At 71.1% G+C, this 17,620-nt stretch carries 18 protein-coding genes; 12 read left to right on the top strand and 6 right to left on the bottom strand.

The features are described from left to right. Positions 1-157: 157 nt before the first annotated feature. Both AQI70_RS20790 and AQI70_RS20785 read left to right on the top strand, forming a co-directional pair. The gene (locus tag AQI70_RS20790; RefSeq protein WP_062152276.1) at positions 158-934 is read left to right on the top strand and encodes a GNAT family N-acetyltransferase; all 777 of its coding nucleotides are present in this window, start codon (positions 158-160) and stop codon (positions 932-934) included. A 57-nt stretch (positions 935-991) separates the two neighbouring features. Beyond that, entirely contained in the window at positions 992-1,954 is a 963-nt protein-coding gene (locus AQI70_RS20785; protein ID WP_062153075.1) for an NAD-dependent epimerase/dehydratase family protein, read from the top strand. Positions 1,955-2,056: 102 nt separating this feature from the next. Here AQI70_RS20785 and AQI70_RS20780 read toward each other — a convergent pair whose 3' ends face one another. Continuing rightward, the gene (locus tag AQI70_RS20780; protein ID WP_062152274.1) at positions 2,057-2,320 is read right to left on the bottom strand and encodes a GlsB/YeaQ/YmgE family stress response membrane protein; all 264 of its coding nucleotides are present in this window, start codon (positions 2,318-2,320) and stop codon (positions 2,057-2,059) included. Positions 2,321-2,484: 164 nt separating this feature from the next. On the opposite strand from AQI70_RS20780, the gene AQI70_RS20775 reads away from it, so the two are divergent. Beyond that, entirely contained in the window at positions 2,485-3,225 is a 741-nt protein-coding gene (locus AQI70_RS20775) for a phosphotransferase family protein (RefSeq protein WP_062152272.1), read from the top strand. Between the two features lie 77 nt (positions 3,226-3,302). Here AQI70_RS20775 and AQI70_RS20770 read toward each other — a convergent pair whose 3' ends face one another. Together AQI70_RS20770 and AQI70_RS20765 are read right to left on the bottom strand one after the other, a co-directional pair. Further along, the gene (locus tag AQI70_RS20770; protein ID WP_062152270.1) at positions 3,303-3,944 is read right to left on the bottom strand and encodes a hypothetical protein; all 642 of its coding nucleotides are present in this window, start codon (positions 3,942-3,944) and stop codon (positions 3,303-3,305) included. A gap of 241 nt (positions 3,945-4,185) precedes the next feature. Continuing rightward, a complete protein-coding gene (locus AQI70_RS20765; protein WP_062152268.1) occupies positions 4,186-4,626 on the bottom strand; it encodes an SPW repeat protein in 441 nt (146 codons plus the stop codon). 237 nt (positions 4,627-4,863) lie between these two features. Here AQI70_RS20765 and AQI70_RS20760 point away from each other — a divergent pair, with 237 nt between their 5' ends. From AQI70_RS20760 to AQI70_RS20750, 3 genes are all read left to right on the top strand, one after another. Then, positions 4,864-5,217, top strand: coding sequence for a YciI family protein (locus tag AQI70_RS20760; RefSeq protein WP_062152266.1), 354 nt, complete (start codon positions 4,864-4,866; stop codon positions 5,215-5,217). After that, the gene (locus AQI70_RS20755) at positions 5,214-6,407 is read left to right on the top strand and encodes an RNA polymerase sigma factor (protein WP_062152265.1); all 1,194 of its coding nucleotides are present in this window, start codon (positions 5,214-5,216) and stop codon (positions 6,405-6,407) included. Before AQI70_RS20760 ends, AQI70_RS20755 begins: the two co-directional genes overlap by 4 nt. Positions 6,408-6,708: 301 nt before the next feature. Next, positions 6,709-7,419, top strand: coding sequence for a chitinase (locus tag AQI70_RS20750; protein ID WP_062152263.1), 711 nt, complete (start codon positions 6,709-6,711; stop codon positions 7,417-7,419). A gap of 45 nt (positions 7,420-7,464) precedes the next feature. On the opposite strand, the gene AQI70_RS20745 is transcribed toward AQI70_RS20750, so the two are convergent. Beyond that, on the bottom strand, positions 7,465-7,878 hold the full coding sequence (locus AQI70_RS20745; protein WP_159042687.1) for a hypothetical protein: 414 nt from the start codon (positions 7,876-7,878) through the stop codon (positions 7,465-7,467). A 196-nt stretch (positions 7,879-8,074) separates the two neighbouring features. Next, complete coding sequence (locus tag AQI70_RS20740) at positions 8,075-8,302, bottom strand: hypothetical protein (RefSeq protein ID WP_062152258.1); 228 nt, start codon at positions 8,300-8,302, stop codon at positions 8,075-8,077. Here AQI70_RS20740 and AQI70_RS20735 point away from each other — a divergent pair. From AQI70_RS20735 to AQI70_RS20710, 6 genes are all read left to right on the top strand, one after another. Continuing rightward, positions 8,289-9,140: an NmrA family NAD(P)-binding protein gene (locus tag AQI70_RS20735; protein WP_244181757.1), complete on the top strand. Its 852-nt coding sequence runs from the start codon at positions 8,289-8,291 to the stop codon at positions 9,138-9,140. The two genes, AQI70_RS20740 and AQI70_RS20735, sit on opposite strands and share 14 nt — an antisense overlap. Before the next feature lie 257 nt (positions 9,141-9,397). Beyond that, a complete protein-coding gene (locus AQI70_RS20730; RefSeq protein WP_062152255.1) occupies positions 9,398-10,525 on the top strand; it encodes a LacI family DNA-binding transcriptional regulator in 1,128 nt (375 codons plus the stop codon). A 298-nt stretch (positions 10,526-10,823) separates the two neighbouring features. Then, the gene (locus AQI70_RS20725; protein ID WP_062152251.1) at positions 10,824-12,212 is read left to right on the top strand and encodes an ABC transporter substrate-binding protein; all 1,389 of its coding nucleotides are present in this window, start codon (positions 10,824-10,826) and stop codon (positions 12,210-12,212) included. 2 nt (positions 12,213-12,214) lie between these two features. Beyond that, positions 12,215-13,117, top strand: a complete 903-nt coding sequence (locus AQI70_RS20720) for a carbohydrate ABC transporter permease (RefSeq protein WP_062152249.1) — start codon at positions 12,215-12,217, stop codon at positions 13,115-13,117. Beyond that, positions 13,114-14,040 (top strand): carbohydrate ABC transporter permease, encoded by a 927-nt coding sequence (locus tag AQI70_RS20715; RefSeq protein WP_079051395.1) that lies wholly within the window; start codon positions 13,114-13,116, stop codon positions 14,038-14,040. The genes AQI70_RS20720 and AQI70_RS20715 overlap by 4 nt, the downstream gene beginning before the upstream one ends. A 26-nt stretch (positions 14,041-14,066) precedes the next feature. Then, entirely contained in the window at positions 14,067-16,181 is a 2,115-nt protein-coding gene (locus AQI70_RS20710) for a beta-galactosidase (protein WP_062152247.1), read from the top strand. 3 nt (positions 16,182-16,184) lie between these two features. Here AQI70_RS20710 and AQI70_RS20705 read toward each other — a convergent pair whose 3' ends face one another. Further along, complete coding sequence (locus AQI70_RS20705; RefSeq protein ID WP_244181756.1) at positions 16,185-17,507, bottom strand: cytochrome P450; 1,323 nt, start codon at positions 17,505-17,507, stop codon at positions 16,185-16,187. Positions 17,508-17,620 lie beyond the last annotated feature (113 nt).

Below are 17,620 nucleotides of genomic sequence, written 5' to 3'. Positions count from 1 at the left end.
TCGGAGGAGACCGGGCCGTCCACTGGTCCGGGTTCCGTTTCGCTCGGTCCTGTGTCGATCGTAGGCGCCGCGGACTGCCGCCTGCATCTTGGCCGGACGGGCCGTGGGGACCGGTAAATCACTTGCTGTGGGCCAGGCCCGATGCTGGAGTGGACCCATGGATCATGTCGCGATACTGGCCCTGTACGACCGGGACCTGCGGGAAGGCGCACAGCCGGACAGCCCGGACGCCCGGGTCGAGCGGGTCGGGCGCGTGGTCCGCCAGGTCTCCTCGGCCCATGGATGGAACGGCGTCCTGTGGACCGACCTGGACGAGGCGAGCGCCGACGCGGCGATCGCCGAACAGATCGCCCACTTCACCGGGTTCGGCCGCGAGTTCGAGTGGAAGCTCTACGGCCACGACGCGCCCGCGGACCTCGGCCGACGGCTCAGTGACGCCGGGTTCACGGCCCAGCCCGAGGAGACGCTGATGATCGGCGAAGCCGCCGGTCCGGTCCTGGACGCCGAGCCGCCGGAGGGCGTCCGCATCCTTCCCGTGACCGACGCGGCGGGCGTCGACCTGGTCGTGGAGGTGCACGAGAAGGCGTTCGGCACCGACAGCTCCCGGCTGCGCCACCAACTGCTCGCCCGCCTCGCGGCCGACCCCGACACCGTGGTCGCCGTGGTCGCGCTGGCAGACGGCACACCGGTGAGCGCGGCCCGCATGGAGCTGGTGCCCGGCACCCGGTTCGCCGGGCTGTGGGGCGGCGGCACCGTCGAGGCCTGGCGCGGTCGGGGCATCTACCGCGCCCTGGTCGCCCACCGGGCCCGCGCCGCCGCGGAGCGCGGCTACCACTACCTCCAGGTCGACGCCATGAGCACCAGCCGCCCCATCCTGGAGCGGCTCGGCTTCGCGCCGGTGACCACCACGACGCCGTATCTCCACATGCCGTAGACGACGGCCTCCGCCCGCGGATGTCACATCCGCGCCCACCCGATCCGTCGCATGGTCATGACGACGAACCAGAGCCACGAGAGCCTCCAGAGCCCCCCGAGCCACCAGAGCCAGAGCATCCTCCTCGCGGGCGCCGGCGGCGTCCTCGGCCGGCACATCACCCGCGCCCTGACCGAGGCGGGCCACAAGGTCACCGGTCTCGGCCGCGGCCGGCGCAACGACCTCCAGGCCGACCTGATGAACCGCGACGCCCTGCTGCGCGCCGTCGAGGGGCACCACTTCGACACGGTGATCCACGCCGCCACCGCCCTGAGCAAGCCACCCATGCGCCACCGCGACATGCACGCCACGAACGCGCTGCGCACCGACGGGACCGCCCACCTGATCGAGGCCGCGCGGGCCACCGGCGCCCGGCGGTTCCTGGCCGAGTCCATGGTCTTCGGATACGGCTACGGCGACCACGGCGACCATGTGATCACCGAGGCCGACCCCTTCGGCCCGCGCGGCCGCTCCCCGGAGCTGGAGGGGCACATCGCGGCGATGCGGGTCAAGGAACGGCTCACCTTCGGCGCCACCGACATGGCGGGCATCGCCCTTCGCTTCGGCCTGTTCTACGGCCCCGGCGGCACCGACGGACTCCTGCCCATGCTGCGCAAGCGGCAGCTGCCCGTTCCCGCGGACCATGGCCGGGTCCTGCCCTGGATCGAACTCACCGACGCCGCCCGCGCGGTGGTGGCGGCCGTCGAGCGCGAGCGCCCCGGCCAGGCGTACAACATCGCGGACCGCACTCCGATGGGTTTCGGGGCCCATGTCCGGTGCGTGGCCGAGGAGTTCGGGCTGCCGAGGCCGATGACCGTACCGCTGTGGCTGATGCGGCCCATGTCGTACGCGCACACGGTGATGTCGACGACGCTGCGGGTCTCCACCGCCAGGGCGGAGCGGGAACTCGGCTGGTCGCCGGCCCACCCGACGGTCCATGACGGCCTCGCCGCGATGCGAGCCGCCGAGGGCCTCACCTGAACGGCGCGCCGTGTGTCCTCGGCGCGCCGCCCGTCCGGCCCGGATGCCTGGGTGCGGGCCGCCTTCCCTGTGATGCCCTTCGCGTCTCGTGGTCGTAGGGCGTCAGCGGCCCACCTTCGTCCGGTCCAGTGCGGCCACGCCCAGTGCGGCGAGACCGATCTGGATGAGCCACTCGATCCAGTCGACGCCGTCGGTGTCCGCCACGTCGAGGCCGGCCGCGAGCGCCGAACCGAGCAGTGCGGCCACGATGCCGACGAGGATCGTCCACAGGATCCCGATGCGCTGGCGGCCCGGAACCACGAGCCGCCCCAGCACACCGATGACGATGCCGATCACGATGGCACTGATGATGCCCGAGATCTCCATTTCGTTCCTCTTCCTCCTCTCCCCGCAGTCATGCGAGTTCCCTCTGGCGGGAGGGACAGTCCGTTCCGTTTCGACCAGCCCCGATCCAGGGGCGGCGGGCACGGATGCGGGCAGGATGGGCGAGTGGTTTCGGCTCGTGCTCGTGATGATCGACGGAGGTGCGGATGGAGGAGCGGGTGCTCGGTGGCGGGGCCGTCAACGAGGTCGTGCGGGTAGGGACGACCGTGCGGCGTACGCCGTCCGAACGCGCGGGATATGTACGGGAGTTGCTCGCGCTCTTCGAGGACCGGGGGTGGGAGGGGGCCCCGCGGTACATCGGGAAGGACGAGCGGGGGCGTGAGGTGTTCGGATACCTCCAGGGACGTGCCGCCGTCACTCCTCGGGAGCGGGCCGCGGCGTGCACCGACGAGGGGCTCGTACGGGTTGCCCGACTCGTCCGCGCCTTCCACGACATGACGCACGGAACCCCGCTGGCCGGGGGCCAGGACGTCGTGTGCCACAACGACCTCGCCCCGAAGAACACGGTCTACACGGTCGACGGCGCCGAGTGGTGGCCGACCGCGTTCGTCGACTGGGACCTCGCCGCGCCCGGTGAGCGCGTCCATGACCTCGCCCATGTGTGCTGGCAGTACCTGGATCTCGGGCCGGGCGTCACCGATGTGTCCGAGGCGGCCCGGCGGATCGCGCTCGTCCGCGAGGCGTACGGGCCGGTCCGGCGCGGTGCGGAGATCGTCGACGTGATCCTGTGGTGGCAGGACCGCTGCGCGCGGGGCATCGAGGCCGGCGCGGCGCGCGGCGAGCCCGCCATGGTGGGCCTGCGGGAGGGCGGTGCCGTGGACGAGGTGCGGAACGCCTACGCATGGGTGGCCGAGCACCGGCGCGAGCTGGAGGCCTTCCTGCGCTGAGGCCGTGGGCGCGGGGTGCGCGCCGGAGCGGGCCCTTGGCCGTTCTCCGACGCGCGAACGACGGTCGTCGGTCGTCGTCAGTGCGTGGCGGTCGGGAGTGCGTCCGGCGTGGCCGAGGCGTCGTCGAGCCACGAGGCCAGCCGGCCGTCCGGCTGCAGGGCGACGTGCAGCCCGTTGTGCTCGCCGTAGGCGGCGCGGCCGTCGGAAACGAGCGTGTCGAGCCGCACGCCGTTCGCGAAGATGTCGGCCTCGTAGTGGTCGGCCGTGAGCCGGTAGAGCTTCGCCGTCGTCACCCCGTCCGCCAGTGTCGGCGTGGCGACCAGGATCCGCTGGACGACGGGCTCGGGCTTCGGGCGGGGCTCGTCCCGCTCGACCCAGGACGTCACCTTGCCGTCCGGGTGGAGGGTGATGTGCAGCCCGTTGTTCAGGCCGCGCGCGGTCTTGCCCTGGGCGTGCAGGGTGCCGTACTTCACACCCCTGGCCCAGATCTCCGCCTCGTAGCGGTGCTTGCCGGTCTTGTAGACCTTCGCCCGGCTGACCCTGTCCGCGAGCTTCACCGTCTTCACATGGACACGCTTGGCCTTGGAATGGGGGGCAACGGATGTGAGGGGCGCGGTGTCGGGCGTGTCGCCGGCGAAGGCGCCGGCGGCGGAGACGCCCAGCGCGGCGCTGACACCGGCGGCGACGAAGGCGGTGCGCAGGGTGCGGGGAGCACGCATCAGTGAGTCGTTCCTTCGGTGGGGTTCGTTGCGACGCGTTCGAAGCTACGCACCAACCATCAAGGCGACCCATACGTCATGTAACAGACTCTCGACGCATATGACTCGAAACGGGTAAACCCACCTCCGGCATCGTCCGTCTCGCCGTGGCCCGGTCGTGCGGCGCGCCGAGCCGGGGCGGGACGCGGGAAGGCCGGTCCGCGATGCGGACCGGCCGGCTGTCGTCCTCTCCGGTGTGCCGCTACGGCCTGGGGGAGCTCTTGGCCGCCGTAGCGGCGCACAACAGCCCCAGGATCACGGCCAGCGCGCCGACGATGATGTTGTTCACGATGACGCCGGTGTCCGGGCTGTCCCCGACGACCCACGGCGCGATGATCATCCAGACGCCGATCGCGCTGCACGCCCAGCTCAGGCCGTACATGCGCTCCGGAGCCCGGGTGAACCCGAGGGCCAGCAGGCCGATCGCGATGCCCACGATCAGGTTGTGGGTCACGAGCGGGGGCTGGCTGGTCGTGTAGTGGAGGATCCACGGGGACACCGCGCAGTACAGACCGAGCAGGAACACCGGTCCGTCCACGAGCGCCACATCACGACCACCGAGCATGCGGTCGTAGCGATCCCGCATTTCGGATACATCAGGGTGGGCGGTTATGTCGCCTCTGGTGGGCTGCACATTGGCCATGACTCGTCTCCTTTGACTCGCAGGCCTGGCCGCGTCTGGTGCGGTATGCGGTAAGCACCGCCTAGGGTCATTCTGCGCTTATTTGGTCTTTATGTGTAGAGCTCGTCGGGTTCATGACGATATAAGCGGAGTCGCTCTCCGGAAATCTCCTCCGCTTCGGCGGCGCGGGCTGTCGATCCCGGGGCGTGCCGTTCGTGTAGGAGGTGAGAGACCACCACGACGCCCGAGGAGGCCGCCATGAAGTACTACCTGCTCAATGTGATGCAGCCCGTCGGGGAACCGCCCGGCCCGGACGTCCTCGGCGAGATCGAGAAGCGGCTCGACGCCCTCAACCGGGAGCTGCGGGAGGCGGGCGCCTGGGTCTTCGCCGGGGGACTGCACGGCCCGGAGTCCTCCACCGTGCTGCGGCCCCGCGACGGCGACGTCCTGGTCACCGACGGCCCGTACGCCGAGGGCAAGGAGATGCTCGGCGGCATCAGCCTCATCAAGGCCCCCGACCTGGACGCCGCCCTCGCCTGGGGCCGCAAGCTGGCCCTCGCGACCACCCTGCCGATCGAGGTGCGGCCGTTCCTGGGCGAAGCCGGGGAATGATGACGGGCCCGGACATCGAGGCCGTCTTCCGCGCGGAGTACGGCCGCGCGGTCGCCGTCCTCGTCCGCTTCCTCGGCGACATCGACATCGCCGAGGAAGCGGTCCAGGACGCCTTCGCCACGGCCCTGCGGCGCTGGCCGGAGACCGGCCTGCCGCCCAGCCCGGCCGGCTGGATCATCACCACCGCCCGCAACCGTGCCGTGGACCGGCTGCGCCGCGAGGCCACCCGGGACGAACGCCACGCCCAGGCGGCTCTGCTGCACGCCCCCGACGCACCGCCCGAGGAGGGCCCCGTGCGCGACGACCGGCTCCGGCTCATCTTCACCTGCTGCCATCCGGCCCTCGCCATGCAGGCGAGGGTCGCCCTCACCCTGCGGCTGCTCGGCGGGCTCACCACCGCCCAGATCGCCCGCGCCTTCCTGGTGCCCGAGTCGACCATGGCCCAGCGCCTCGTGCGGGCCAAGGCGAAGATCCGCAACGCCGGGATCCCTTACCGCGTGCCCCGCGACGCCGACCTGCCGGACCGGCTCACGGGCGTCCTGGCCGTGGTCTACCTGATCTTCAACCAGGGGTACGAGGGTGAGGCGGGCCTGTGCGAGGAGGCCCTGCGCCTCGGACGTCTGCTGGCCGAGCTCATGCCGGACGAACCCGAGGTCACCGGTCTGCTCGCCCTGATGCTCCTGGTCGAGTCGCGCCGGGACGCCCGCCGCGGCGGCCACGGCGAGCTGGTGCCGCTTCCCGAGCAGGACCGTGACCGGTGGGACCGGGAGCTGATCGCCGAGGGGCAGGGGCTCGTCCGGCGCTGTCTGCGGCGGAACCGGCCGGGCCCGTACCAGATCCAGGCCGCCGTCCAGGCCGTGCACAGCGACGCGCCGACCGCCGAGGCCACGGACTGGGGCCAGATCCTGCAGCTGTACGACCAGCTCATGGCCATCGCCCCCAGTCCTGTGGTGGCCCTGAACCGGGCGGTCGCCGTCGCAGAGGTCGAGGGCCCGCGGCAGGCCCTGGACCTCGTGGACGCCCTGGACCTCGACGGCTACCGCGTCTTCCACGCCGTCCGTGCCGACCTTCTGCGTCGGCTGGGGCGGGGCACGGAGGCCGTGCGGGCGTACGAGGCGGCCCTCGCGCTCACCGGGAGTCCGGCGGAGCGCGCCTTCCTTCAGCGGCGCATGCGGACCGTCACGCGCTGAGGGTCTCCCGCACCTGGAGCGGCGGCCGATGCTCCGTCACCGACACGCGGCGAAGGGCGAGTTGTCGCCGTCGGCCGCCGGGGAGCGGGCCCGCACGGTGGTGGAGAGTGTCCGAAATCCCGCCCAGGTCAACTGGTCTACACCCTTGACTGGTACAGACCAACGCGGTTGAGTGTGCCTCCACACCCCCCACCACGGCCGCCCCCACGCCGTGGCCGACCCTGTCGGCGCGTGCGCACAAGGCTCTGCTTCGCCCTGCCCTTGACCGGGAGCGGCCGTGCTCCGCAGAGGAGTTGATCCCTTGTCGAGGCGCCGCACAGCCGCAGTCCTGTCCTCACTCGCCCTGGGCAGCGCAGCCCTGGTGCTCCAGCCGGCACCGAGCGCGTCCGCCGCCGGCTTCGTCGTCAGCGAGTCGCAGTTCAACCAGATGTTCCCGAACCGCAACCCCTTCTACACCTACAGCGGGCTCACCGCCGCCCTCAGCGCCTACCCCGGCTTCGCCAACACCGGCAGCGACACGGTGAAGAAGCAGGAGGCCGCCGCGTTCCTCGCCAACGTCAACCACGAAACCGGCGGCCTGGTCCACATCGTCGAGCAGAACCAGGCCAACTACCCCCACTACTGCGACCGCAGCCGGCCGTACGGCTGCCCCGCGGGCCAGGACGCCTACTACGGCCGCGGCCCCATCCAGCTCAGCTGGAACTTCAACTACAAGGCCGCCGGCGACGCGCTCGGCATCGACCTGCTCAACAACCCCTGGCGGGTGCAGAACGAGGCGGCCGTCGCCTGGAAGACCGGCCTGTGGTACTGGAACACCCAGACCGGCCCGGGCACCATGACCCCCCACAACGCCATGGTCAACCAGGCCGGTTTCGGCCAGACCATCCGCAGCATCAACGGCGCCCTGGAGTGCGACGGCAAGAACCCGGCGCAGGTCCAGAGCCGTGTCAACGCCTACCAGAGGTTCACGCAGATCCTCGGCGTCTCCCCGGGCGGCAACCTGTACTGCTGACGGCTCCGTGCCCCGGGCGGCACGGGCGCGGGTGAACGGCCGGGCTCAGCCCGGCCGTTCATCGTTCACCCACGACCGCTGGGGGAACGCGTCGGCCTGTGGCGCGGCGGCCGACGGGTAGTCCTCAGCGAGCGCCCGGTCGAGCTGTTCCGTGCGGAAGCCGCTGCGCTGGGACCACCAGTGGGCGGCCAGGGAGACAGCCAGCAGGACGAGGAGGTCGTACGGATAGGCGATCTCCGGTGTCTGCAAGGGGCCGAACCCGCCGTAGTAGGAGAGGACGAGGACGGCGAGCAGGGTCGCGATGAGCCGGATGCCCGCGTCCAGATGCCGGCGTCCTTCCCGGGTACTGGCCGCCCGCAGCGCGACCACGTAGAGCCCGATCGCCGCCGCCATCGCCGTGAAGTAGAGCGGAAGGCCCCAACTGCCCGCCCGGCGGTGTCGGTGACGTTCATGAACCATCCGCCGCGCACGGTGATGAGGATCCATGCCGCGAGGAAGACCAGCGAGAGGACCTGCCCCGTGCGGCGCGGCAGATCCCGACCGGGCACTGCGCCGGGCCGACCGCGGCAACGCCCGATGACCTGCTGTTCCCGGCCCAGCCCTGTCCGTCCGGCGCGGCGGCATCATCGTCGGCGTCGTCAGCGGCGGCGTACCGTCACGCCCGGTGCCGGGCGTCGAAGTGCGTGGAATGGGCGGTCAGTTTCCCTGGCAGGTCGACGAGGGTGTGCAGCTCGTCCTCGCTGAGCGAGGCCGCCCACTCCTGTCCTGTTCGGCGCTCGTTGTGCGCCCTGGCAAGAAGTTGATGCGACAACTGTGCTGCTCCGGCGACCGCGGGGGCGATCCTCGCCGACCCGGAGTCGGGCTTCACGGTGCGCGCGCTCACCCGGAATCCGGACTCGCCCGCCGCCAAGGAGCTGGCCGAGCTCGGGGCGGAGGTCGTACGGGCGGACTTCTATGACGAGCCGAGCGTGCACAAGGCGTTCGAGGGTGCCTACGGCGCCTTCCTCGTCACCAACTTCTGGGCGCACGGCTCGGCGGCCAAGGAGACGGAGGAGATCGAGGTCCTCGCCCGGACCGCCGCGGCCACGGGCCTGCGACACGTCGTGTGGTCCACGCTGGAGGACACCCGCGAGCTGCTGCCGCTGGACGACGACCGGATGCCCGTCCTGCAGGGCAAGTGCAACGTCCCGCACTTCGACGCCAAGGGGGAGGGGAACGAGCTGTTCCGGCGGGCCGGTGTGCCGACCACCTTCCTGAACACGACCTTCTTCTTCAAGGCCTTCCTCCAGACCATGACCCCCAAGCGCGCCGAGGACGGCGTGCTGACGCTGACCCTGCCGTTCGAGGACGGCAAGCGCCTCGCCGGCGTGGACGTGGCGGACATCGGCCGGACGGCTCACGCCATCCTCAAGGGCGGCGAGCAGTTCATCGGCGGCACCGTCGGCCTGGCCGGTGACCATCTGACCGGTGCGCAGTACGCACAGAAGCTCGGGGGCGCGCTCGGCGAGCCGGTGCGTTTCCAGTCGGTGCCCTACGACGTCTTCCGCTCCCTCGGCGTTCCGGCGGGCGAGGAGATCGCCAACATGTTCCAGTACTACGGCGACTTCGACCGGGAGTTCACCGGCGCCCGTGACCTCGACCGGCTGCGGGAGATCAACCCGGCGCTGAAGAGCTTCGACGCCTGGCTGGCCGAGAACGCCTCGAAGATCCAGGTGAGCTGAGCCGTTGCGGTGCAGGGGCGAAGAGGCGGGATCACTTCGATCCGGCAGCCTCTTCGCCCTTCGTCGTCACCGATGCCCGCGCCAGTGGTGCCCGGCCCGCCGAGTCCCCGGAGATATTGCGTGAGGTCTTGACGCGGCCGACTCCGCTGCGTAGATATGACTGCGCAGTCATGACAGCGCAGTCACACAGCCGGCCGGCTGTGGACCGATGCCCGTGGCTGGCTAGGATTCGGACTGCCGGACTTCGGGAGACACCAATGACGCGAGTGGGAGGACGGGGCACAGGCCCCGCGGCGCCGCGCAGCGTGGACGTGGCCCGGTTGGCCGGCGTCTCGCAGAAGACCGTGTCGAGGGTCCTCAACGGGGAGCGGTACGTCTCCGACGAGGTGCGTCGGCGCGTACTCGAAGCCGCCGAGGAGCTCGGCTACCGCTTGAACAACGCGGCCCGGGCCCTGGCCTCCGGCCGCACCCGCTCCATCGGCGTGGTCACGCTGGGAACCGCCCTCTACGGGCCCGCCTCGCTGCTCATCGGCATCGAGCGGGCCGCCCGGGACGCGGGGTATGCGCTCCGGGTGGTCAACACTCTCGAAGGCGACCCCGGAGGAGTCGTCGGCGCCGTGGAGTCGCTCCTCGAACAGGGCGTCGACGGCATCGTCGTGTCCGAGCCCATCGACGAGGGAGCCGTCTCCCTCAGCGTCGACGTCCCCGTCCTCGTGCTCGGCGCGCCGGCGGCGTTCGGCGGACCCCGGGTCGTGGCCGCGGGGGTCGGCGCCGAACTCCTGGCGCGGGCGGCCACCGAACACCTGCTGGACCTCGGCCATGTGACGGTCCATCACCTCGCTGGCCCCCAGCGGTGGTTCGCCGCCCGGGACCGCCTCCACGGCTGGCGCGCCGCCCTCACCGCACGCGACAGGGAACAGCCGCCCGTGATCGAGGGCGACTGGTCGGCGGCGTCGGGGTACGCGGCGGGACGCGAACTCGCCCACGACAGCAGCCTGACCGCGGTGTTCGCGGCCAACGACGACATGGCCATCGGCCTGATCCGCGCGCTGGCGGACGCCGGCCTGCGTGTGCCGGACGATGTCAGTGTGGTCGGCTTCGACGACATCCCCGTGTCCGCCTACGTGACCCCTCCGCTGACCACGGTGCGCCAGCCGTTCGACGCCGTGGCGCACGACGGACTCCGGCTGCTGGTGCAGGCCATCGAGAAGCCGGACGTGGAGCTGCCGCCGCCGAACGATCCGCCGGTCGAACTCGTCCTCCGCGCCTCGACCGCACCCCCGTCGCCCCGGAAGACCGGCAGAAGCACGCGGAGTACGGCGTCCGGCCCGCGCGGGGGAGCGCACGCACCCCCGGCCGCCGACGAAGCCTCCAGCACCGACTGACCAAAAACGCACACCGGCCCGAGCGGCACCCGCTTGAGGCCGGTGATGAGTGAACCCGCCTGGGCTTCACTGTCCTCGCCTGGGCCTCACTGCCCTTCACAGCCCTCCGCGACCGCGGACTTCGCTGTACGGCACACAGCACATGCCGATCGGCCCGTGTGGCGTACCCGGCACAGGGCGACCCGATGCCCTGATGGCGACGTCCGCGTCTCACCCTCCACGCACCTCCTCCATCCCACCCGCGCGACGCGCCCTCGCCAGGCGTGCCGTCCCCTACGCCCATCGGCGGGAGTTCACCATGCCCAGTTCCTCCCCCTCCACGTCCTCCATGAGCCGCCGGCGGTTCCTCACCGCGACCGGAGCCGTGTCGCTCGGCGCCGCGCTGTCCGCGTGCAGCGACGACAGCGGCTCCGGCGGCTCGTCCGCCTCCGCGAAGCCGGTCGGCCAGGCCGACATCGACAAGGCGATGAAGACCCCGACCGAGCTGACGTTCTGGACCTGGGTCCCGGACATCGCGCAGGAGATCGCGCTCTTCGAGAAGAAGTACCCGGCCATCAAGGTCAAGGTCGTCAACGCGGGCCAGGGCGTGCAGCACTACACCAAGCTGCGCACCGCCCTCAAGGCCGGGACCGGCGCCCCGGACCTGGCACAGATCGAGTACCAGGCGGTGCCCACCTACACGATCACGGACAGCCTGCTGGACCTGCGCCCGTACGGCGCATCCGCCCTGAAGGACCAGTTCGTCGACTGGACCTGGGCGCAGGTCAGCGGACCCGACGGCCAGATCTGGGCGATCCCGCAGGACACCGGCCCGATGGGCATGCTGTACCGCAAGGACATCTTCGACGAGCACGGCATCCAAGTGCCGAAGACCTGGCACGAGTTCGCGGCGGCGGCACGCAAGCTGCACAAGGCCGACCCGGACGTCTACCTCACCAACCTCGCGGCGAACGAGCCCGCCGCCTGGCACGGCCTGCTCTGGCAGGCGGGCGCGAAGCCGTACGCCGCATCGGGCGAGAGCACCCTCGCGATCAGCGTCGACGACGCCGTCTCGGGGAAGCTCGCCGCGTACTGGGGCGGGCTCGCCAAGGAGGGCGTCATCAGCACCGACCCGGACTTCACCGACGGGTGGTACGCCGGGTTCAACAAGGGCAAGTACGCCACCTGGCTCACCGCGGCCTGGGGCCCGGCCTTCCTCTCCGGGTCGGCCAAGGCCACCGCGGGCAACTGGCGGGCGGCGCCACTGCCGCAGTGGGACGCCGCCAAGCCGGTCTCGGGCAACTGGGGCGGCTCCACGACCGCGGTCATCAAGTCGACCAAGAACCCCATCGCGGCGGCGATGTTCGCGCAGTTCCTCAACAGCGACCCCGCCAGCGCCAAGATGTTCGCCACCAAGCAGTTCTTCTTCCCGGCGACCAAGTCCCTGCTCGCGGACCCGAGCTTCACCGGCGACGCACTCGACTTCTACGGCGGCCAGAAGGTCAACCAGGTCTTCGCCGACATCAGCGACACGGTCTCCACCTCCTTCCAGTGGCCGCCGTTCCTCGACCAGGTCGCCACCGACTGGACCGAGACCGTCGGCAAGTCCCTCGCCGACCGGGCCGACACCGTCGCCGCGCTCGGCACGTGGCAGTCGCGCATCACGACGTACGCCAAGAACCAGGGCTTCACCGTCAAGGGAGCCTGATCATGACGACCGTGGCCTCTCCCAGGGCCCGCAAACGCGTGCGCCGCGGTGCCGCGGGCCCCCTGTTCGTCGCGCCCTTCCTGGTGCTGTTCCTGCTCCTCTTCCTCGCCCCGCTCGGCTACGCCGCCTACCTCAGCCTCTTCCAGCAACGCCTCATCGGCGGAACGGTCTTCGTCGGCCTCGACAACTACGTCACCGCCCTCAAGGACCCGCTCCTCCTCCACGGCGTCGGCCGAGTCGCGCTCTTCTTCCTGATCCAGGTCCCGCTGATGCTGGTGCTGGCCCTGCTCTTCGCCCTCGCGCTCGACAGCGGCCTGCTGCGGCTCGCGCGCGTGATCCGGCTGGGCATCTTCGTGCCGTACGCCGTCCCGAGCGTGGTCGCCACGCTCATGTGGGGCTACCTGTACGGCCCGGACTTCGGGCCCTTCGCCCAGCTCACCCGCGAACTGGACCTGCCCGCCCCGCAGTTCCTCAGCGAGGGCTGGATGCTCGGCAGCCTCGCGAACATCGTGACCTGGGAGTTCGTCGGCTACAACATGATCATCCTGTACGCCGCCCTGCGGACCATACCGCACGACCTGTACGAGGCGGCCGCGATGGACGGGGCCGGTGCCTGGCGGATCGCCTGGTCCATCAAGCTGCCCGCGCTCAGGCCGGCGCTCCTGCTGACCCTGCTGTTCTCCGTGATCGGCAGCTTCCAGCTCTTCAACGAACCCAACCTGCTGATGAAGATCGCCCCGGAAGTCATCAGCAGCTCCTACACCGCCAACCTCTACGCCTACACCCTCGCCTTCACCGGCAACCAGCTCAACTACGCGGCAACGGTCTCCTTCCTCCTGGGCCTGGTCATCGTGATCGCGTCCTACGCCGTCCTGCTCACCGCGAACCGCAGGAGGACCCCGTGACGACCACAACCGTCATCGCCCCGCCGCTGGAGCAGGCACCCCCCGCGCACAATGCACGGCGCCGCCCCCCGACCCGCCGCCGCAGCACCCCGCTCACGATCGCCATGCTGGCCGCCCTGGCCTACTTCCTGCTGCCGCTCTTCTGGCTGCTGGTCGCCGCCACCAAGAACACCCAGGACCTGATCAACAGCTTCGGCCTGTGGTTCTCCCGCGCCCCGCAGCTGCTGACGAACATCAAGGCGACCTTCACCCAGGACGACGGCGTCTTCGTGCACTGGCTGCTCAACACCGCCGTGTACGCCGTCGTCAGCGCACTCGGCGCCGCCCTGCTCGCAGCCGCCGCCGGATACGGCTTCGCCAAGTTCCGCTTCCGCGGCGACCGCGCCGCCTTCAATCTCGTCCTCGGCGCCATCATGGTCCCCGCCACGGCCCTGGCGATCCCGACCTACCTCCTCTTCGCCAAAGTGGGCCTGGTCAACACCCCGTGGGCGATCATCCTGCCCTCGCTCGTCAACCCCTTCGGCCTCTACCTGATGCGCGTCTACGCGGCCGACGCCGTACCGGACAGCGTCCTGGAGGCGGCCCGGATCGACGGGGCGGGGGAGGCGCGGATCTTCTTCCGGATCGCCCTCAGGCTGCTGGCGCCGGGCCTCGTGACCGTCATCCTCTTCACGCTCGTGGCGACCTGGAACAACTACTTCCTGCCGCTGATCATGCTCAACGACCCGAACCTGTACCCCATCACGGTCGGGCTCTCCTCCTGGGCCGCCCAGGCCCAGAACGGCGGCGCGGGCGCCAGCGGCGACATGCTCCCGCTGGTCGTGACGGGATCCCTGATCTCGATCGTCCCCCTCGTCATCGCCTTCCTCCTGCTCCAGCGCTACTGGCAGAGCGGTCTGTCCACCGGAAGCGTCAAGCAGTGACCCACTCTTCCTCGGAGGTTCTCCCTATGGCGGATCTGCCCGCCCGCGTCCTGTTCGGCGCCGCGTACTACCACGAGTACACGCCCGCCTACGACCCCGAACTGCGGCCCGACGAACGGCTCAAGACCGACCTCGACCTCATGGCCGAGGCGCACTTCACCGTGATCCGCGTGGGCGAGTCGGTGTGGTCGACATGGGAACCGGAGAACGGCAGCTTCCACCTGGACTGGCTCCAACCCGTCCTCGACGGCGTCCACGAACGCGGCATCTCCGTCATCCTCGGCACCCCGACGTACGCCGTGCCGCCGTGGCTGGCCCGCCAGTACCCGGAGATCACCGGCGAGTTCGCCACCGGTCAGCGCTTCGGCTGGGGCGGACGCCAGGAGGCCGACTTCACCCACCCCGCCTTCCGTTTCCACGCCGAGCGGGTCATCCGCAAGATCGTCGCACGGTACGCCGAACATCCGGCGGTCATCGGCTGGCAGGTCGACAACGAACCGGGCCTGCACCTCTTCCACAACCACGGCGTCTTCCAGCGCTTCGTGGACCACCTGCGCGACAAGTACGGCGACGTCGAGACCCTCAACCGCGAGTGGGGCCTGGTCTACTGGTCGCACCGCCTGTCGACGTGGGCCGACCTGTGGACCCCGGACGGCAACGCCCAGCCCCAGTACGACGTCGCCTGGCGGGAGTTCCAGTCCCGTCAGGTCACGGAGTTCATCGGCTGGCAGGCCGACATCGTCCGCGAGTACGCCCGCCCCGGCCAGTTCGTCACCACCTGCATCTCCTACACCCGCCAGGGCGTGGCCGACGACGAACTCTCCGCCCGGCTCGACATCGCCTCCGGCAACCCGTACTACGACATGCAGGACGGCCTGCTCCTGCCCGACCCCACACCCGACGACCACGAACAGATCTGGAAGACCACCGGCGTGTGGTCCATGTACCGGACCGCGGACTGGATGTACTCCTCCCGCCAGGAGCCGTTCCTCGTCACCGAGACCAACGCCCAGTCCATCGGCTTCGCCTGGGACAACCGCCCCGGCTACGACGGACAGTGGCGCCAGGCCGCCTGGGCCCACGTGGCGCGTGGCGCGCGGATGATCGAGTACTGGCAGTGGCAGACGCTGCGCTTCGGCGCGGAGACGTACTGGGGCGGTGTCCTGCCGCACAGCGGCCGGCCCGGCCGTACATATGCCGAACTGGCCCGATGCGGCGCCGAGTTCGACAAGGCGGGCTCGCTCGTGGCCGGGATCGAACCGGACGCCGACCTCGCGATGGTCTACTCGACGCCCAGCAAGTGGCTGATGCAGAAGCACCCGCCGCTCGCGACCCCCGACGGCGGTCCCGACTCGGCCGCGTACCACCGGATCTTCGACCCGTTCTACCGGGGTGCCTTCGACGCGGGCCGCCAGGTGCGGATCGTGCACGCGCGGCAGCTGCCGCGGACGAGTCCTGAGGCGGCCGTACTGCGTCACCCGGTGCTGGTGGCCCCGGCGCTGTACATCGCCGACGACTCGACCCTCGACTGGCTCGCCGCCTACGCGCAGGCGGGCGGCCATCTGGTCCTCGGCCCGCGCACCGGGTACGCCGACCACGAGGCGCGGGCGCGACTGGAACCGGCGCCGGGGCGGCTGGCCGACGTGGCGGGGGTGACGTACGACGAATTCAGCAACCTTCAGGGTGAGGTCCCGGTGCGCGCGGCGGCGCACGGTCCGCTCGGCCTTCCGCGGGGCGGGGCGGCGACGCACTGGATCGAGTGCCTGAACGTCGCCGACGCCGAGGTGCTCGCCGAGTACGACCACCCCCACTTCGGCCGCTGGGCGGCGGTCACCACCCGCCGCCACGGCGCGGGCCGCGTCACCCGCGTCGGCACGGTGCCCGGTCGTGGCCTCGCACGGGCGCTGGCCGAGTGGCTGGCACCCGCCGCCCGCCACGGCTGGGGCGACCTCCCGGCATCCGTGACCGTGACGACCGGCACCTCCGCCGACGGCCGCCGTGTCCACGTCGTCCACAACTGGAGCTGGGAGCCGGCCGCTGTCGTCGCCCCGGTGGACCTGACCGACGTACTGGGCGACGGCAGGGTCCCCGCGGGCACCGAGCTGGAACTGGCGGCATGGGACGTGCGCGTGTTCGCCTGACGATTACCGCGGTTCCACCGCCACCTTCAGCGGTGCCCTGAAGGACAGCAGCCCGAGCATAGGCGGCTCCGCCGCCTCCGCTGCCGGCCGGACTTCCGGGAGGGCGCGGGATGCCGCCCGCAGGGCCACCGCCGCCTCCGTGCGCGCGAGCGACGCGCCCGGGCAGCGGTGGCGGCCGACGCCGAAGGCCAGGTGGTGGCGGACGTTCTCGCGGTGCGGGCACATCCGTTCCGGCTGCGGGAAGACCTCCGGGTCGGATCCGGTGCCCATGAGCATCAGCAGCAGCTGTGCGTCCGCCGGCAGCTGCGCCCCGCCCAGTTCCGTGGTCCGCGCGGTGACCCTGCGCCAGGTGGTCACCGGCGGCTCGCGCCGCAGGGTCTCTTCCACCCAGGCCTCGGCCAGGCCCGCTTCCGCGGCCACGCGCGGCCACATGCCGGACTCGGCCAGCGCCCGGCGCAGCACCGTGGCGATGAGCTGCCCGGTGGTGGACTGCCCGGCGACGAAGACGAAGAAGCACGCGCCGACCGCGGTCGCGACGTCCAGCGGCCTGCCGTCGGGCAGATGATGGCGGGCCAGCGCCCCGATGAAGGAGTCGGCAGGGGCCGTGCCGCTGCGCACGGTCTCGGTGAGCCACTGGTGGAAGGCCGCGACGAGCTCCACCAGTTCGAGTTGGCGTTCGAGCGCGGGCCTGCCCCAGAACAGTTCCAGGGAGGCGTCGCTCCAGCGGATGAGCGTGGCCGGGTCGACGCCCCGGATACCGAGGAGTTCCATCAGCACCCTGCACGGGAGGACCTGGGCGTATGCGGTGAACAGGTCGCAGCCGCCGGTCGAGTCGAGCTGCGCCCGCACCCCGTCGAGCAGTTCACCGGCGATGCGCTCGATCACCGGCACGGCGGCCTCGACACGCCGTGCGTTGAAGAACCGGGTGACCACTCGGCGCAGTCCGGGATGGCTCGGGGTGCCGTTGTTGGCGAGCGCGGGAGGAAGGGTGAAGCCGGCCCGGGCGAGTACCCGCAGCACGGGGACGGGCAGCGGGGTGACGGCGTTCTGGGCGTTGTCCGGAAGGAAGGCATCCGGGTCCAGCAGTACCCGGCGCACGTCCTGGTGGCGGCTGACCAGCCAAAGCCCCGTCACGGGGTCGTGGTGCACCGGAGACTCGGACCGCAGGAGGTCCAGCCAGGGGTAGGGGTCGCGGACGAAGGGGTCGCCGAACAGGTCGAGCAGACCGAGCGGATCAGGGGCGTCCGCGGATCCGGGGCCGGCCGCCGGACCGCCCCCTGTTGCTCCGCTGTCGGGTGCGGGTGTGTCCAGAGCCGGGAAAATCACGGCGGGACGCTAACACGCGCCAGGCGCAGCTCAGAGGGTGTGTGCGCGGCATCACTCGGTTGCGAAGCTCCCGTGCTGTGCTCTTGAGGGAGCGTCGGATGCCGCAGCGTGGT

This window comes from Streptomyces curacoi (assembly GCF_001513975.1).
In the GTDB taxonomy this organism is placed as follows: Bacteria; Actinomycetota; Actinomycetes; order Streptomycetales; family Streptomycetaceae; genus Streptomyces; species Streptomyces curacoi.
This window is presented reverse-complemented; position numbering and strand designations above follow the sequence as displayed.